A 15766-nucleotide genomic window follows, 5' to 3' on the forward strand; every position below is an offset into this window, starting at 1 on the left:
TGATCCGTTCTCAGGCCAGGGCGTCGTAGGCGCGAGCCAGCAGGCGCATGGTGTGGAGGTCGCGGGCCGCGCTGTAGGCGGCTCGCTCGCCGGGACGCCGCAGGGCGGAGCCGAAGGCGCGGACCTGTTCGAGGAAGGGCGAGGCCGCGCCGTCGAAGGCGATGTCTTCCGACACGCCGGTTGACCCGTCGATGAACGTGAGACTGCCGCCCGCCACCTGCCCCATGGTGTCGATGGCCGTGAGCTGCCCCGCCGTCCCGGTCACTTCGAGGCGCCGACGTGGCAGGGCGTCGGGGCAATTGTAGGCGACATGGAGATTGGCGAGCACGCCCGAGCCCGTGCGGCCGATGAGGAGGGCACCGTCATCGACGGCGTAATCCTGGGCGCGGGCCTGGGTAAGGGCCGCGAGATCGACGATGGATTCGCCGACGAGGAAATCGACGAGGTCGAGGCCGTGGGGGGCGAGATCCATCAGGGCGCCGCCGCCGGCCTTTTTCGGATCGATGCGCCAGTTGTCCTGCCCCGGGACGGAGGTCCAGCTCCGCGGAAGCCAGCAGGCATAGACGATTCTGACCGCCGTGATGGTGCCGAGTCGGCCGTCCGCGATCCAGTCTCGCATCGCCCGGTGGGCGGGGTGATGGCGCTGGTCGAAGGCCGTGCCGTAGAAGGTACTCCCCGCGCCGACCGCCGCCGCCATGGCTTCGGCGTCTGCGAGGCTGGCCGCCATGGGCTTCTCGCATAGGATCGCCTTGCCGGAGCCGACCAACGCCTCGATGGCTTCGCGGTGGAGGTGATTCGGCGTCGCGACATAGACCGCCTCGACCTCGCGGTCGGCGGCGAGATCCGTGAGGTTCGCGTAGGCACGGGCACCCAACGCTTCCGCGGCCGCCCGCGATTCCGAGCCTGGATCGACCACGGCCACGAGCCGATGCCCGGCCGCCCGGATGCCCGGCGCCATATAGTCCCGCGCGACCCAACCGAAGCCGACGATTCCCCAGGCGATCGAATCCATCACCACCGCTCCGGCAGATCGACGAACTCGCGCGCACGGATGCGGTCGAGATCCGGGCTCTCAAGGCCGCCGCTCCAGGCGAGGCTTTCCGGACCGCCCGAATGCGGAGGATAGGTCGCGAGACCGGCATACTCCGCCTCGTAGCGGTCCGACGGCCAGACGATGCGGTAGCCCCCAGTCGGGTCCGGAGCGTAGAGCGGATTGAGGCGCAGCCGCGTTCCGGCGCGTGGCAGGGTGATGCCGTCGACGATGGCACGCGGAGCCGGACGCATACCGGGACCGGCGACGACCGAAAACGCTTCGACTCCGGTGAGATCGCTCGGCGCACGCGGAGAGGGTGCGCGGGCCTCAACGAGGGCGCGGGTCAGCTCCGCGTCATCGTAGACGAGACCATCGGGAAACAACTCCTCGATCTCCGCCGCCGAGACGGCGCGCCCGGCCGAGAAGCCCGGGCAGCCGCTGTTGTGGATGTGGCTCAACACCAGCCAGCCGTCGTCACCGGCATTCTGGCGCAGGTTGTCGAGGACCTCGGCCTTGCCGTCGAGAAAATAGAACGCATCGTTGCAGACCACGAGATCGACGGGCGCACCGGGGATCGGCCAATGCGGTGAGCCGGCATCGAAGCAGACGAGTTGCACGCCCTCTCCGACCACCCAGTGCCGGGCGACCCAGAGCTTGGCGAACACCACGTCGGCCCCGGCGACCTTGAGACCGCGCAGGGCGAAATCCCGCAGATAATGGCCGATGCCGCATGCGAACTCGAACACGCAGACGGGATCGTTCCAATGCGCTTCCAGCAGGGCGAGGCCGCCAAGATAGGTCGGGTCGGTCCAGCGATTGACGAAGTAATCGCCGACCCGGCCCCACCCGAGAAGGCGCACGGCATCCCGCAGGCTGAGCTTCGCCCGGTCGCGCACGAGTTCGTGCAGATCGAGGGCATCGGCCGGTGGCCCGGTCCACCAATCGTCCTGATCCGCGAGCAGGCCTTCGAGGGCGAGCCCCGTCTCGCCGGCGTCCAGGAGCTTGAGAGTCCTGGCGACGAGCTCGGACCGGTTCGTACGCAGATAGGGAATGCCGTCGATGACAGGCCAGCGCGCGCCCGTTCCGCTCTCGCGCAGGGAATGCGGGGTGTCCGCCTTGAGGGATTCCCCAGTCTCGGGCGACAGGAGCGCGAACGGAATCATGACGCGGTGTCCACGTGATCGAACCAACGGATCACGGGATATGCATGTCCGTCAGGACGCGATCATGAAACTCCTTCACCGGACCCGCGTGAACGAGTTCCATCTCATCGAGGACCGTACCCATGGTCAGGCCGGCGGCACGCAGGTGCTGGGCGATCTGTAGGACACGGTCGATGCAGTCGGCGGCGTGGAAGGCGCGCCCCTCGGCCGTCGCGTCGTCGGGCAGCACCGCACGGGCACGCGCCACGGTCTCGCGCAAGGCGGGATCGAGTTCGTCCAACGCCCACTGGGTCGTACGGGCCATGATCGGCAGGAGATGCTCACCGAGCAGCATCTCGCCGGTAAAGCCGGCATCGGGCATCGCTGCGTTGTGGAAGTGGTGGCTCATGGCAGCCAGGAACACCAAGGTCGGATCGGCCCGGTAGAACGGGCTCAGGACGACCCCGTAGACCGCGACCATCAGGCAATGTTCCGCGTGATTCTCGGGTGGTTCCAACAAGATGCGGGGCTTGCCCGGACAGGTCACGCCGGCTCTCGGCTGATGGGCCAGGGCGGAAACAAACCCTGGAAGCGGGCCGGGTACGACGCCGCCCGGTTCACGCAGGCGCGCCCGAAGGCGATCGCGCAAAGCCGTGTCGACGCTGTCGGTGACGGCATCGAACCCGGCGACCAGAACTCCGGATGCGGCGGCAGGATCGAGGCCCACGGCAGCCAGGAAAGCCGCGTCGAGGTCGCAGAGGCGTGCGGCCGCCAACGCCTTGGCGGTGATGTCGAGGGCGACATCCTCCGCAGAAGCGCCGCCCGTGAGGGCACCCCATCCCTGCGCGAACAGACGCTCGGCAATGGAGCCGGTGCGGCCGGCGGCATGAACCCGCTTGAGGTCGTTGAGTTCGACCAGTAGCGGGCGCAGGGCGAGGGGGGCGGCCGGGCCGCCCTCCAGGGACATTGTCATCAGTTCACGCCGAGCCAGTCGAGGAGCATGGTCTGCTGCTTTCCGAAATCGTGCTCGGGACCGCGGCCGTTCTTGACCATGGGTGCCTTGAAGAACGACGACAGCTGCTCCTGGACGCCACCGTCGCCGCGCGACTTGGCGAGATCGAGGACGCGGGCGATCTCGATGACGAGGGGGGCCGCCAGGATCGAGTCCTTGCAGAGGAAGTTGACCTTGATCTGCATGCGCTGACCGAGGAAGCCGGTGACGTCGATGTTGTCCCAGGCTTCCTTGTCGTCGCCGCGCGGCCGGTAATAGTGGATGTGGACCAGATGGTCCTCGACGGGATAGCCAAGGATCGAATCCAGCACCGTGCCCTTGGTGTTGAGCTTCGACTGGAGCGAATCCTTGTCGTTGAGGGCGAGGCCGTCACGATTGCCGAGGATGTTGGTCGAGAACCAACCGTCGACATGGAGTGCGCGGGCCTTGAGAGCCGGGGCCAGGACCGTCTTCATCATGGTCTGGCCGGTCTTGCCGTCCTTGCCGGCGACCGGAACGTTCAGGGTCTTGGCCATCTCGAGCAGGGCCGGAACGTCCGCGGCGATGCTCGGGGTGAAGTTCGCATAGGGAACGCCGCTCTTGATCGCCGCGTAAGCGTAGAGCATCGCCGGGCTGATGGATTCGTCGCTGGAATCAAGGCCCTTCTCGAAGGCTTCCGGCGAGTTCAGGGTCGCGGCGGTGAGATCGGGCCAGCGCTCCGTGGAGGCAAGGTTGATCACCACCACATCGTCGAGATTGCTCTCGGCCTTGAAGCGGCGAAGGTCGTTGGCGATGACGGACACCGCCTCGCGATGGTCGGCCGCCACGATGCGGTTGGCGCCCTCGATGTTCTTGCAGAACTTCGCGCTGCCCACGGCCGGCCAAGGCTTGATGCCCTTGAGCACCTGGGCGCCGTTCTCGATGTCCTGCTGGCTCAGCACGCCGTGACCCGTGGCCGCGGAGGCGAGATCGTCGTCGTTGAGGTCCCAGCCGGCGAAGACCAGATCCTTGTAGTCGGCCAATCCGGCGACGGAGAGACCGGCCAGAGGCAATCCGTCGAGGCGGTTCGATCCGGATTTGATCATCTCGATGCCCGCGATGGCAGTGGTGGCAACGGCGCCACCCATGCCAACGAACGCAACGCCGACACGGCGACCGGTCTGCATGCTCATTGGAAAAAGGCTTCCTTCATTGGGTCCACGGGGATTGCCGCTCCGCAGATCGGAGCCTCCCGTTAGGCCCTGCTAACTGGACCGCGTGTGCGTCATTCCAAGTCCAGCGGGAAACGCTTTTTTGCCGCGGTCTGCCTGAACGGCGACCGAACGCTTCGTTAAAACTTCGTGAAAACAGAGCCTTAACCGTCCGTTAAGCGTGCCACGGTTGAATCACGCCGCTGTCCCATTCTGGTCACAGCCGGCGGCGAGACATCGCCGCGCTGAACAAATCGAAGCCGCGCCCATGAAGGCAGCGGCACGAACAAGGACGAAAGATGGGGGTTTTCCCGGAGCCGGCGCCCTGCGCCGACGACGTGAGCCGTCTCGTGCCCAACGAGACCTTTTCCGCAGATCCTTCCGTGGCTTGGTTGCCCCGGACCGAGCGCCGCGCGCGCCGAACCCTCGCCAAAGCTGGACGCCGGACCCTCGCTACCCTCGTGGCCGGGCTGGTGATCGGTGCGGCCCTGCCGCAGAACGCCCTGGCGCCCGCAGCGGCCGCTCACGCTCGTATCGACGAGCGAGACTTTGCGATCCGCACATCAGTGCGACCACAGGTCGAACATCAGCCAAACGCACAGGACTGGGCCGGAGTTCCCGTCGTCGAGCAGGAACCGGCGACGCTGGCCCTCATCGCCGACGACCTCGCCACGCTCGTCCCGATCCGCGACGGCGCCGGAACGGAACGCCTCCGCTTCGGTGACATGGCCGTGCCCCGCGAGATCGTCGAAACGATCCTGCGCGCGGCCAGCGAGACCGGCGTCGACCCCGTCTACATGATGGCGCTCGCCGACAAGGAATCGAGCTTCTCCACCACGGTGAAGGCGGCCACCTCTTCGGCCGAAGGACTGTTCCAGTTCCTCAGCAGCACCTGGCTCGAACTCATCCGCACCTACGGCGCCCGGCACGGTCTCGAGACCGAGGCCGCTGCGGTGTCGGGGCGCGGCAGCGCCATCACGATTTCCGACGATGCCACCCGCACCCGCGTCCTGCGCCTGCGCCAGGACCCCTATGTCGCGGCTCTGATGGCTGGGGAACTCATCAAGCGCGACCGCGGCCGGATCGAGCAGCGCATCGGCCGGGACCTCACCACGGCGGAGCTCTACTTCGCGCATTTCCTCGGGACGGCCAGCGCCGGACGCTTCCTCGCCCTGAACGCGGACAAGCCGGGCCAGGTGGCCAAGCAGGTGTTCAAGGCCGCGGCGAAGGCCAATCGCAGCCTGTTCACGGAGAAGGCCGGCAAGGGCCGACGCAGCCTCACGGTCGCGGAAGTGCGCGAGAAGATCGGCGGAATGATCGACCGGCGCCTCGATCAGTACGAGGGCGTCGCGGCCCTCGTCGCGCCCGAGATCAAGGTCGAACTGCCCGCCCTCGAAGCCGATGCCGGGGAGGCGGCCCCCATCCACCGCGTCCGGGTGACCGAGGCGACGCCGGCTGAGTAGGGCGACGGAACATAGCCCGCCGCGAAAGAAACGGTTTAGAACCCGCACACGCGACGGCCCCGCCCCTGTGGGTGCCGACGACCGTCGAGTGCCCCCATGAAGTCCGTCGACCCCGAACACCCGCGTCCCGATGGGCCTTCGCCGCAGGATGCCCGAGGCAAGGATGCCCAAGGCAAGGGAGCGTCGTCCGAGAGCGAGGCGGCCCGTGCCGCAGCCCGCGAGGCCGCCGCCGCAGCCCGCACCCTCGGGCGCCAGCTCGGAGTCCTCCTGGGGAGTGCGGCCCGCACGGGCGGACGTGGCGCGACCGGCGCCGCGCGCGCATCGGGGCAAGCCTTCACCCGATTGGCCGGTCGCCTCGGATCCGGCCGACGGCAAGGGCCGGAGACGGCGGCAGGGCCCGCCGCTGCGTCCCCCGTGTCCCCCACGCCCGCGCCCATTGCCGCCCCAAATCCGCGTTGGGGCGGGCGCCTGCGCGGGCGACCGGTCCTCCTGGCGATCCTCGCCCTCGTCGCCCTGCCGATGGTGCTTCTGGCCGGCCTCGTCCTCTACAGCTTCGTCACCCTGCCGCCGCTCGGCGGCGTTGTGCCGGAGGCCGGCCAACGGGCGCTCACGGTCGAGGCCGACGACGGCCGGGTCTTCGCCACACGCGGTGCGTTCCAGGGTCAGAAGCTCGTTGCCGCCGATCTGCCGCCGCACATGGCCCAGGCGATCATCGCCATCGAGGACCGGCGCTTCCGCTCGCATTGGGGCGTCGATCCGCGCGGGCTCCTGCGGGCGATGTGGCGCAACACGTCGGGCGGCGGCGTCCGCGAGGGCGGTTCGACCATCACGCAGCAATATGTCCGCCTCACCTCCCTGACCCAGGAGAAGACCCTGCGGCGCAAGATCCAGGAAGCGTTCCTGGCCCTGCGCGTCGAGGCGACGATGTCGAAGGACGACATCCTCCTGGGCTACCTCAACACCGCCTATTTCGGAGCCGGCGCCTACGGCCTCGATGCCGCCAGCCGGCGCTACTTCGGCAAGGGCGCCAAAGCGCTGACCCTGCCGGAATCGGCGATGCTCGCCGGCCTCGTGCGCGCCCCTTCGCAGCTGGCGCCCACCCGCAATTTCGGCGGCGCCAAGGAGCGGGCCGACGTCGTGCTCCAGACCATGGTGGAGACCGGCGCGATCACGGCCGTCGAGGCGGACAAGGCCCGCACCGAGACCATCACGCTCCGGACGCCACCCGAGACCCCGCCGGGCACCAACTATTTCCTCGATCTGGTGTCGGGCGAAGCCAAGCGACTCGCCGACACCACCGGGGACGTGACCGTCCGGACCACACTGAACCTCGATCTGCAGAGTCTAGCCGAGGGTGTGGTGGCCCGGCGGATGGATGCCGAAGGGGCGAAGAAGAAGGCGGGCCAGGCCGCCATGGTGGTGATGAACAAGGAGGGCGCGATCCTCGCCATGGTGGGTGGGCGCGACTACGAGGACAGCCAGTTCAACCGCGCCACACAGGCCAAGCGTCAGGCCGGCTCCCTATTCAAGCTGTTCGTGTACCTCACCGCCTACGAGACCGGGTTCACGCCGGAGACCGTTCTCGTCGATCAGCCGACGCAGATCGGCGACTGGGAGCCGCAGAATTCCACCGGCCGGTTCAAGGGCGCGATGCCCCTGCGCTCGGCCTTCGCGCAGTCGATCAACACCGTGGCGGCCCAGCTTGCCGACGAGATCGGCATCCCGGCCGTCATCGCGACGGCCCGCCGCCTCGGCGTCGTCTCCGAGTTGCCCAACGTGCCGAGCCTCGCCCTCGGCTCGGCCGAGGTGACACTGCTGGAGATGACCCGCGCCTACGCGGGCGTGCTGGCCGGCGCCGTGCCGGTGGATGCCCACAGCGTCCATGCCATCCGGGGCGGCGCGCCGCAGCCGCTCTACCTGCGCCCCGAAGCACGGCCCGGCACAGCCCTGCCGACCCAGGCGCGGGCGATGATGCTCGATTCGCTTCAGGCCGTGGTCGACGGCGGCACCGGTAAGGCCGCGCGGGTGCAGGGCATGCCGGTGGGTGGCAAGACCGGAACGACCCAGGATTATCGCGACGCCTGGTTCGTCGGAATGACCCCGGATCTCGTCGTGGGGGTCTGGGTCGGCAACGACGACAATACGTCGATGAACCGCGTCGGCGGCGGCGACATTCCAGCCGCCCTGTTCCGGGATTTCGTCCAGCGTGCCGCCGCCCAGATGGCGCGCGGGCGCAAACGCCCCTCCGCCGCCCGGGCCGAACCGGCGCCCGCCCGGGATGTGGCACCCGCCGTGTCGGGAGCGGCGATCCGCGGCGTCCCGGAGGTGGTGGATACCGGAACCCTGGCCTTCCGCGGCCGCACGGTTAGGCTTCTGGGCGTCGACGGCGAGGGTGGAGCACTCGCCCGCCAGCTCGCACGCTATCTGCGTCGACGCGAAGTGATCTGTACGGCCGCCGCGGGGGCCGATGCCGGACCCCTGCGCTGTCAGATCGACGGCGACGACCTGGCATCCCTCATTCTCGCGGCCGGCGGCGCCCGGGCTTCGGCGGATGCCCCGTCCGATCTCCTCGCGGCCGAGGAACAAGCCCGCTCCGAGCGTGCGGGACTGTGGCGGCGGGAGCGCTGACGCCGGGGGGGCACTTGGCCTCCCGCCCTGAAAAAAGTCCCGGCGAGCGAAGCTGACCGGGACTTTCCTAACGTCAGGCCCGGGGGAGACGCCGGCTCAGGCCGCCCGCACGGTGGCGAGGAAACGTCCGACTTCCGAGCCGAGATGCTCGCTCTGGCGCGAGAGGTCCGAGGCGGCGGTGAGCACGTGGCCGGCGGCCTCGCCCGTGCCGGCAGCGGCCGTCGCGACGCCACCGATATTGGCGGTGACCTCGTTGGTGCCGACGGCGGCCTGGGCCACGTTGCGCACGATCTCCTGGGTCGCGGCGCCCTGCTCCTCGACGGCGGCGGCGATGGTAGTCGCCACGGAACTCATCTCGCGGACGCGACCGGCGATGCCGTCGATGGCCGAGACGGCCTGATGGGTGGCGGCCTGGATCTCGCCGATCTGGCGCGTGATCTCCTCCGTGGCCCGCGCCGTCTGACCGGCGAGTTCCTTCACTTCTGTGGCGACGACGGCGAAGCCCCGTCCGGCCTCGCCTGCGCGCGCCGCCTCGATGGTGGCGTTGAGCGCCAACAGGTTGGTCTGGCCCGCGATGGTGGTGATCAGACCGACGACATCGCCGATCTTGGCGGCGCCCCGGCTCAGGGCCGCGACCAGACCCGCAGTCTCGGCCGCCTGCTCCACCGCACCGCTCGCGAGGCTTGCGGCCGAATCGGCCTGGCGACCGATCTCCTGCACGGACGCTCCGAGTTCCTCGGCGGCGGCGGCCACCATCGTGACGTTGGTGGCGGCGAGATCGGCGGCGACGGCCACCTGATTCGATTGGCTGCTCGTCTGCGAGGCCGTCACGGTCATGGACTGTGCGGTGGCCTGCAGTTCCGTGGAGGCCGACGACACGGCGGTGATGATGCCGCCGACGGCACCCTCGAAGGACTCGGCGAGTTCGCGCATGGCGGCCTTGCGCTGGGCTTCGACGCCGGCGCGGGCCAGCTCGGCGTCCGCTTCGAGCTGACGCGTCCGGATCATGGTGTCCTTGAAGACGGACACGGCCTGCGCCATCGCGCCGATCTCGTCGCGCTGCCCGAGCCCCGGAACAGCGACGGTGAGATCGTTGCCGGCAAGGCGGCTCATGGTGCGCGTCATGCCGTCGATGGGGCGGCCGATGCCGATCTGGAGCAGCACCAGGGCCAACCCGGCGATGAGCACCATGCCGGCCAAACCGAGCACGCTGGTGAGCCAGGCGGCATCGCTCGCCCGAACGGCCTCCTCGGCGCGAATCTTGAGTAGCGTCGACTCCACCCCGGCGATTTCCGTGGCCTTGGCGCGGAACGCATCCATGCCTGCCTTGCCGATCCCGGAGGCTTCGAGCCCGCGCGCCTCCTCCCGCGTCGCAGGATCGCGCATCAGTCGGATCTCGCGCTGGGCGACCTCGTCGTGCCACCGACGCGCCAGGTCGCCGAGCGTACCCAGGCGCTCCTGTTGCGCCGCGTTGTCGGCGGTGAGCGTGCGGGCCGAGGCCAGGGAAGCCTCGAACGTCCGGGTCCCGGCGGTGAAGGGGGCCAGGAACGCGTCATCGCCCGAGATGAGGAAGCCGCGGACGCCGGTTTCCCGATCGACCATCGCACCGGTGAGGCGGCTGATCTCGCCCAGGACCGCGTGGGTGTGCTCCGCCCAACGGCCCGTTTCCGAGACGACAGCCATGTTGCGCAGCGTCATGACGGATGAGGCGACGGCGACGAGGACGATCAGCGCGAGGGCCGCGCCGATCTTCGTTGCGATTCTGAGGTTACGAATTCGCGCCAACATGACACTTGCCTTGGTGAGGTCCTCCCCGGCACCGAGTCTCGGGCACCGTGGGAGAATGGGAGTTCCTCGGCAATCGCACCCCTGCCTCACCAAACGGTGAACCGTCCTAAAGTTTGTTAGAGAAGCGCAGGCGCGTCGCTGCGCGAACCACCCGCAGGCAAGCGCTTCGGGCCGGCGCCGGTCCGGCACGAGCGTGGGTGCACGAGGGCGCTCTCCGCCGAAGTGGATGCCGGTTCGGCGGAAAAAAGCGCGCCAAAACACAGGCCTCGCGATGTGTCCCGGCCCAACGTGGTCGAGCGCAGCTCTAGCGGAACGGCGGTTCGTCGAAGCTCCGCAGCTTGCGCGAATGCAGGCCGTGACGGTCGGCGCGCAGGATATCGAGGGCCGAGAGACCGATGAGGAGGTGCTCGGCGACGGCACGCTCGTAGAAGGCGTTGGCGGCGCCCGGCAGCTTGATCTCGCCGTGGAGCGGCTTGTCCGACACGCACAGCAGGGTGCCGTAGGGGACCCGCAGGCGGTAGCCCTGGGCCGCGACGGTGCCGCTCTCCATGTCGACGCCGATGGCGCGCGACAGGTTGATCCGCCGCCGCTCCTGGGAGAAGCGCAGTTCCCAGTTCCGGTCGTCGTAGGTCACCACGGTGCCGGTGCGAAGGCGGCGCTTGAGAGCGTCGCTGGCCTCCCCGGTGACGCTGGCGGCCGCGGCCTGGAGGGCGAGTTGCACTTCGGCGAGCGCCGGCACCGGCACATCGGGCGGGACCAGCTCGTCGAGGATCCGGTCACGGCGCAGATAGCCATGAGCGAGCACGTAGTCGCCGATGGTCTGCGACTGGCGCAGACCTCCGCAATGGCCGACCATGAGCCAGCAATGCGGGCGCAGCACCGCGAGGTGATCGGTGATGGTCTTCGCGTTGGACGGACCGACGCCGATATTGACCAGGGTCGTGCCCTGTTGGCTGCCGTCGGGCCCGCGCGCCACGAGGTGATATGCGGGCATCTGGTACTTGTGCCAGGGCGATGCGGCGATGAGCGCCGTCGGATCGACGGACGCCGCCTCCCCCTGCGAAACAGAGATGCCGCCGGGCAGGATCATCCGCTCGAAGCCGTCGTCGCCGCGCGCGAGGCGTTCGAGGCCGTGGCGGATGAAACCGTCGACGTAGCGATGGTAGTTCGTCAACAGGATCCAGGGCTGCACGTCGCCCCAGTCGCTGCCGGTATAGTGAACGAGGCGGCGCAGGGAATAGTCGGTCCGGATCGCATCGAACAGGGCCAGGGGGCGCGGCGCGTCGGGCGCGTCCTTCCACAGGCCGTCGGCGATCTCGTCGCCCACCACGGACAGAAGGGGGACGGGAAAGTAGGTGGCGAGATCGCGGGGCGTGACTCCGCTTCGCCCGAGATCGAGGCCGGGCTCGAGGACGTAGGGATACGGGATTTCCTGCGCGCTCAAGCCGACTTCGAGGCTCGCGCCGTAGTCGCGGACCAGCGGCGTCAGCTGTTCGAGGAGATACCCGCGAAAATGTCCCGGCTGGGTCACGGTCGTGGCGTAGGTGCCCGGTGCCTGGAACTTCGCCGTCGCGCGGGTGACCTGCGGCATCGGCCCCGACGGCTGATAGGTGACGCGCAACTCGGGGTAGCGGAATTGCAGCCGCTCCGTCGCGTCGGGGGCCGGACCGCCGTCGAGGTAACGGGCCAACGCCGATTGCAGCGCATCCGTGGCCCCGGCGTGTAGGGCGGCGAGCCGGTCCACGGCGGTCTCGGGATCGGATACGGATTCCATCGGTCGCAATTCGTCGCGGATCACGGTGTCTCCTCGCTGAATCCCCACACGGGGCTGTACACCGCCGCCGCGCGTGGCGCGACCGGCCGCAGGGTTGCGGTGGGGTGCCAAAGCATCCGACATGCCGGTTCAGCCGGAGCCCTTTCCCTATGACGCAGACCGCCGAACGCCGTCCCGGAGAGGACACCATCCCGCTGCCCGAGGCCTTCGACGCGGGCGTGTACTTCATCGGCCGCATCCGCACGCCGTGGCCCGGACGTCGGGACTGCCCGAAGAACGGCCTCCAGACCGATGCGGTCTGCACCCTGGTGCTCGATCCGGCCTATACCCCCGGCTTGCAGAACCTCTCCGGCGCGAGCCATCTCATCGTGCTTTACTGGATGGACGAGGCCGCCCGCGACATCATCCGCCAGCGCCCGCGCCATGCCGACGGGAGCCGGGGCACGTTCTCGCTTCGCTCGCCGGCCCGGCCCAACCCCATCGCCCTGTCGGTGGTGGAGAACCTCGGGATCGACGGCGTCCATGTCAGGGTCCGCAGCCTCGATTGTCGCGACGGCACGCCGCTCCTCGACATTAAGCCGTATTACGCCTCGACGGATTCGCGCCCCGACGCGACGGTGGCGCGCGCCGGGGCGGACTGATCTGGCCGAAGAATTCAGGCGGCGTGGACCTGCCCGTCGGCGCCATGCGTCTTCCGTGGCGTGCCTCTCGGCGGCGCCTTGATCCGGTACCAGCCGACATAGAGGGCCGGCAGGAAGAACAGGGTCAGGAAGGTGGCGGCGAGGATGCCGCCGATCATGGCGTAGGCCATCGGCCCCCAGAACACCTCGCGGGCGATGGGGACGAGACCGAAGCTCGCCGCCGCCGCCGTCAGCAGGATCGGACGCATGCGGTGGCAGGTGGCGTCGACCACGGCGTCCCAGGGAGCCAGCCCGTCGCGCTCGTACTCGTCGATCTGGGTCACCAGGATCACCGAGTTGCGCACGATGATGCCGATGAGGGCGAGGATTCCGAGGATCGCCACGAACCCCATGGGCTTGTCGAACAGGAGAAGGGCGGCCGCGACGCCGATGATCCCGAGGGGCGCCACGCTCGCGACGAGAAACAGCTTCTGGAAGCTCTGCAGCTGGATCATCAGGAACACCGCCATGGTCAGCAGCATCACGGGGGCCACCGCCGCGATGGGCCCCTGGCCCTTGGCGCTCTCCTCCACGGCGCCGCCCACCGCGAGGGTGTAGCCGTCGGGGAGCGACTTTCCGAAGGCGGTGATGCTGTTGTCGAGCTCGGTCACCACGGTCTGGGGCTGGGTGCCGTCCGCGATGGAGGCGCGGACCGTGATGGTCGGCAAGCGGTCCCGGCGCCAGACGATGGGTTGCTCCAGCTCGTAGCCGATGGTGGCGAAGGCGAGCAGCGGCACCACGCTGCCGTTGGCCAGCGGAATCTGCAGGGTCTGGAGGGTGTCGAGGGAGTTGCGCTCCACTGCCTGGGCACGGCCGACCACGTCGACGAGGTAGATCGAATCGCGCACCTGGGTGATGGCCCGGCCACCGACGATGCCGTTGAGCAGCCCGGCGATATCCTCGGACGTCACCCCGAGCTGGCGCGCCTTGTCCTGGATGATGTCGACCTTCAGCACCTTGCCGGGCTCGTTCCAGTCGAAGGTCGGCACGTTGAGGTGGGCATTGCCGCCGACGATGTTGGCGAGCGCGAGGGCATGCCCGCGCAGGGCCTGGAGATCGGGACCGCTGAGGCGGTACTGCACCGGACGCCCCACGGGCGGGCCGAGGTCGAGGGAGTGGATGAGGAAGTCGGTGCCCACGAACTGGTCTCGGGCCAGCGCCTCGAGCTTCGTCTTCATGCGCTCGCGCGCTTCGATGGATTTCGTCTCGATGACGATCTGGCCGAAGAAGGCATTGCCGAGCTGCTGGTCGAGGGGCAGGTAGAAGCGTACGGCGCCCTGACCGACATAGGAACTCCAGCGCGCGATTTCGGGATCGCCCTTCAGGGTCGCCTCGAAGCGGTCCATCTGGGCCTTGGTCTCGGCGATGCTGGCATTCTGCGGAAGCGTCATGTCGACAAGGAGTTCGGGCCGGTCGGAAGCCGGGAAGAACTGCTGCTGGACGTGGCCCATGCCGACGATGGCGGCGGCCAGGAGGCCGATGCAGGCCGCCACCGTGGTCCAGCGCCAGCGCATGGCAGCGAGCAGCGCCGCCGTGAACATCCGCATCAGGCGACCGGGCCTGTCGTGGTCCTTGTGCTTCATGGTCGCCGGCAGGAGCTTCACGCCGATGAGGGGCGCGAACAGCACCGCCACCACCCAGGAGACGAGGAGCGACGCGGCTATGACGACGAACAGGCTGTAGGTGTACTCGCCCGCAGAGGACCCGTTGAAACCGATGGGCAGGAAGCCCGCCACGGTCACGAGGGTGCCGGTGAGCATCGGAAAAGCCGTGGAGGTGTAGGCGAAGGTCGCGGCTTTCTTGAGGTTGTCGCCGACTTCCAGGCGCGCCACCATCATCTCGACGGTGATCATCGCGTCGTCCACGAGCAATCCGAGGGCGATGATGAGGGCGCCGAGGGAGATGCGCTGGAGGGTCACCCCCATCACCTGCATCACCACGAACACGATGGCGAGCACCAAGGGGATCGACAGGGAGACCACGAGGCCGGCGCGCCAGCCGAGGCTGACGAAGCTGACGGCGAGCACGATGACCACCGCCTCCACCAGGGCCTTGGTGAAGCCGCCCACAGCCTCCTCCACGATCTTGGGCTGATCCGACACGAGATGGATGCCGACGCCTACGGGCAACTCGCCTTCGAGCTTGCGCATGCGAGCCTTGAGGTCGTGGCCGAAGGTGAGGAGATTACCCGATGGCTGCATGGCGATGGCGAGACCGATGGCCGGCTCGCCGTTGAAGCGGAACAGGGCGGTCGGTGGATCGGTGAAGCCGCGTGAGATCTCCGCGACGTCCGACAGGCGGAAGAAACGGTCGTTGACCCGCAGATTGATGGCCCTGAGACTGTCCTCGGAGATGAATTGCCCGCCGACCCTTACGGAGACCCGCTCGGGCCCGGCCTGGATCACACCGGACGGCGTGATGGCGTTCTGGGATTGCAGGGTTCTGATCACGGAATTCATGTCGAGGCCGAGGCCCGCGAGCTTTCGCACGGAGAAGTCGAGGTAGATCACCTCGTCCTGGGCACCGAGGAGGATCATCTTCCCGGCGTTGGGCACCGACTTCACCGCAGCGCGCACCCGTTCCACGTAGTCGCGGAGCTGGCGCATGCTGACGCCGTCCGCCGTGAAGGCGTAGACGTTGCCGAACACGTCACCGAACTCGTCGTTGAAGAACGGGCCCTGCATTCCCTGCGGGAACGTGCCTTGGATGTCGCCGATGCGCTTCCTGACCTGATAAAAGATCGCTGGAATCGTCTTCGGCGGCGTAGTCTCGCGCAATTGCACGAACACCGTGGCCTGGCCGGGCGTGGTGTAGGAGCGGCTGAAATCGACGGCGTCGATCTGCTGCAGTTCCTTCTCGATTCGCTCGGTCACCTGATCGAGGGTGTCGCCGATGGTGGCGCCGGGCCAACGCGCCTGCACGATCATGGTCTTGATGGCGAAGGGCGGGTCCTCCTCGCGGCCGAGCTTCTCGTAGGCCAGCACGCCGGCGATCACCGAGATCAGCATCAGGAACCAGACGAAGGAGCGGTGCTCCAGGGCCCATTCCGACAGGTTGAAGTTCTTCACGGGGTCAGT

Annotated in this window: 10 protein-coding genes; 3 read left to right on the top strand and 7 right to left on the bottom strand. The window is 68.4% G+C overall.

The genetic code is table 11. The annotated features are described in order from the left end of the window. Positions 1–10: 10 nt before the first annotated feature. From ASF52_RS11115 to ASF52_RS11130, 4 genes are read right to left on the bottom strand one after another with little or no spacing between them, the layout of a single operon-like run. The gene (locus tag ASF52_RS11115; protein WP_056171758.1) at positions 11–1012 is read right to left on the bottom strand and encodes a Gfo/Idh/MocA family protein; all 1002 of its coding nucleotides are present in this window, start codon (positions 1010–1012) and stop codon (positions 11–13) included. After that, positions 1012–2196 carry a class I SAM-dependent methyltransferase gene (locus ASF52_RS11120; protein ID WP_056171760.1) on the bottom strand — a complete coding sequence of 395 codons (1185 nt, stop codon included), beginning with the start codon at positions 2194–2196 and terminating at the stop codon, positions 1012–1014. The genes ASF52_RS11115 and ASF52_RS11120 overlap by 1 nt, the downstream gene beginning before the upstream one ends. Before the next feature lie 31 nt (positions 2197–2227). Continuing rightward, positions 2228–3148, bottom strand: coding sequence for a hypothetical protein (locus ASF52_RS11125; protein ID WP_056171762.1), 921 nt, complete (start codon positions 3146–3148; stop codon positions 2228–2230). Beyond that, on the bottom strand, positions 3148–4338 hold the full coding sequence (locus ASF52_RS11130) for an inositol-3-phosphate synthase (RefSeq protein ID WP_056171764.1): 1191 nt from the start codon (positions 4336–4338) through the stop codon (positions 3148–3150). Before ASF52_RS11130 ends, ASF52_RS11125 begins: the two co-directional genes overlap by 1 nt. A gap of 317 nt (positions 4339–4655) precedes the next feature. Here ASF52_RS11130 and ASF52_RS11135 point away from each other — a divergent pair, with 317 nt between their 5' ends. Together ASF52_RS11135 and ASF52_RS11140 are read left to right on the top strand one after the other, a co-directional pair. Beyond that, positions 4656–5819 carry a transglycosylase SLT domain-containing protein gene (locus tag ASF52_RS11135; RefSeq protein ID WP_056171765.1) on the top strand — a complete coding sequence of 388 codons (1164 nt, stop codon included), beginning with the start codon at positions 4656–4658 and terminating at the stop codon, positions 5817–5819. 96 nt (positions 5820–5915) lie between these two features. Continuing rightward, a complete protein-coding gene (locus ASF52_RS11140) occupies positions 5916–8447 on the top strand; it encodes a PBP1A family penicillin-binding protein (RefSeq protein WP_056171767.1) in 2532 nt (843 codons plus the stop codon). Positions 8448–8543: 96 nt separating this feature from the next. Here ASF52_RS11140 and ASF52_RS11145 read toward each other — a convergent pair whose 3' ends face one another. Both ASF52_RS11145 and ASF52_RS11150 read right to left on the bottom strand, forming a co-directional pair. Continuing rightward, positions 8544–10232, bottom strand: a complete 1689-nt coding sequence (locus ASF52_RS11145; protein WP_443136672.1) for a methyl-accepting chemotaxis protein — start codon at positions 10230–10232, stop codon at positions 8544–8546. Between the two features lie 307 nt (positions 10233–10539). Then, the gene (locus tag ASF52_RS11150) at positions 10540–12033 is read right to left on the bottom strand and encodes an AMP nucleosidase (protein ID WP_056171771.1); all 1494 of its coding nucleotides are present in this window, start codon (positions 12031–12033) and stop codon (positions 10540–10542) included. 125 nt (positions 12034–12158) lie between these two features. Here ASF52_RS11150 and tsaA point away from each other — a divergent pair, with 125 nt between their 5' ends. After that, positions 12159–12650, top strand: coding sequence for a tRNA (N6-threonylcarbamoyladenosine(37)-N6)-methyltransferase TrmO (tsaA, locus tag ASF52_RS11155; protein ID WP_056171773.1), 492 nt, complete (start codon positions 12159–12161; stop codon positions 12648–12650). A gap of 14 nt (positions 12651–12664) precedes the next feature. Here tsaA and ASF52_RS11160 read toward each other — a convergent pair whose 3' ends face one another. Further along, a complete protein-coding gene (locus tag ASF52_RS11160) occupies positions 12665–15757 on the bottom strand; it encodes an efflux RND transporter permease subunit (RefSeq protein WP_056171775.1) in 3093 nt (1030 codons plus the stop codon). Positions 15758–15766: the final 9 nt, after the last annotated feature.

Source organism: Methylobacterium sp. Leaf112 (genome assembly GCF_001423295.1).
In the GTDB taxonomy this organism is placed as follows: Bacteria; Pseudomonadota; Alphaproteobacteria; order Rhizobiales; family Beijerinckiaceae; genus Methylobacterium.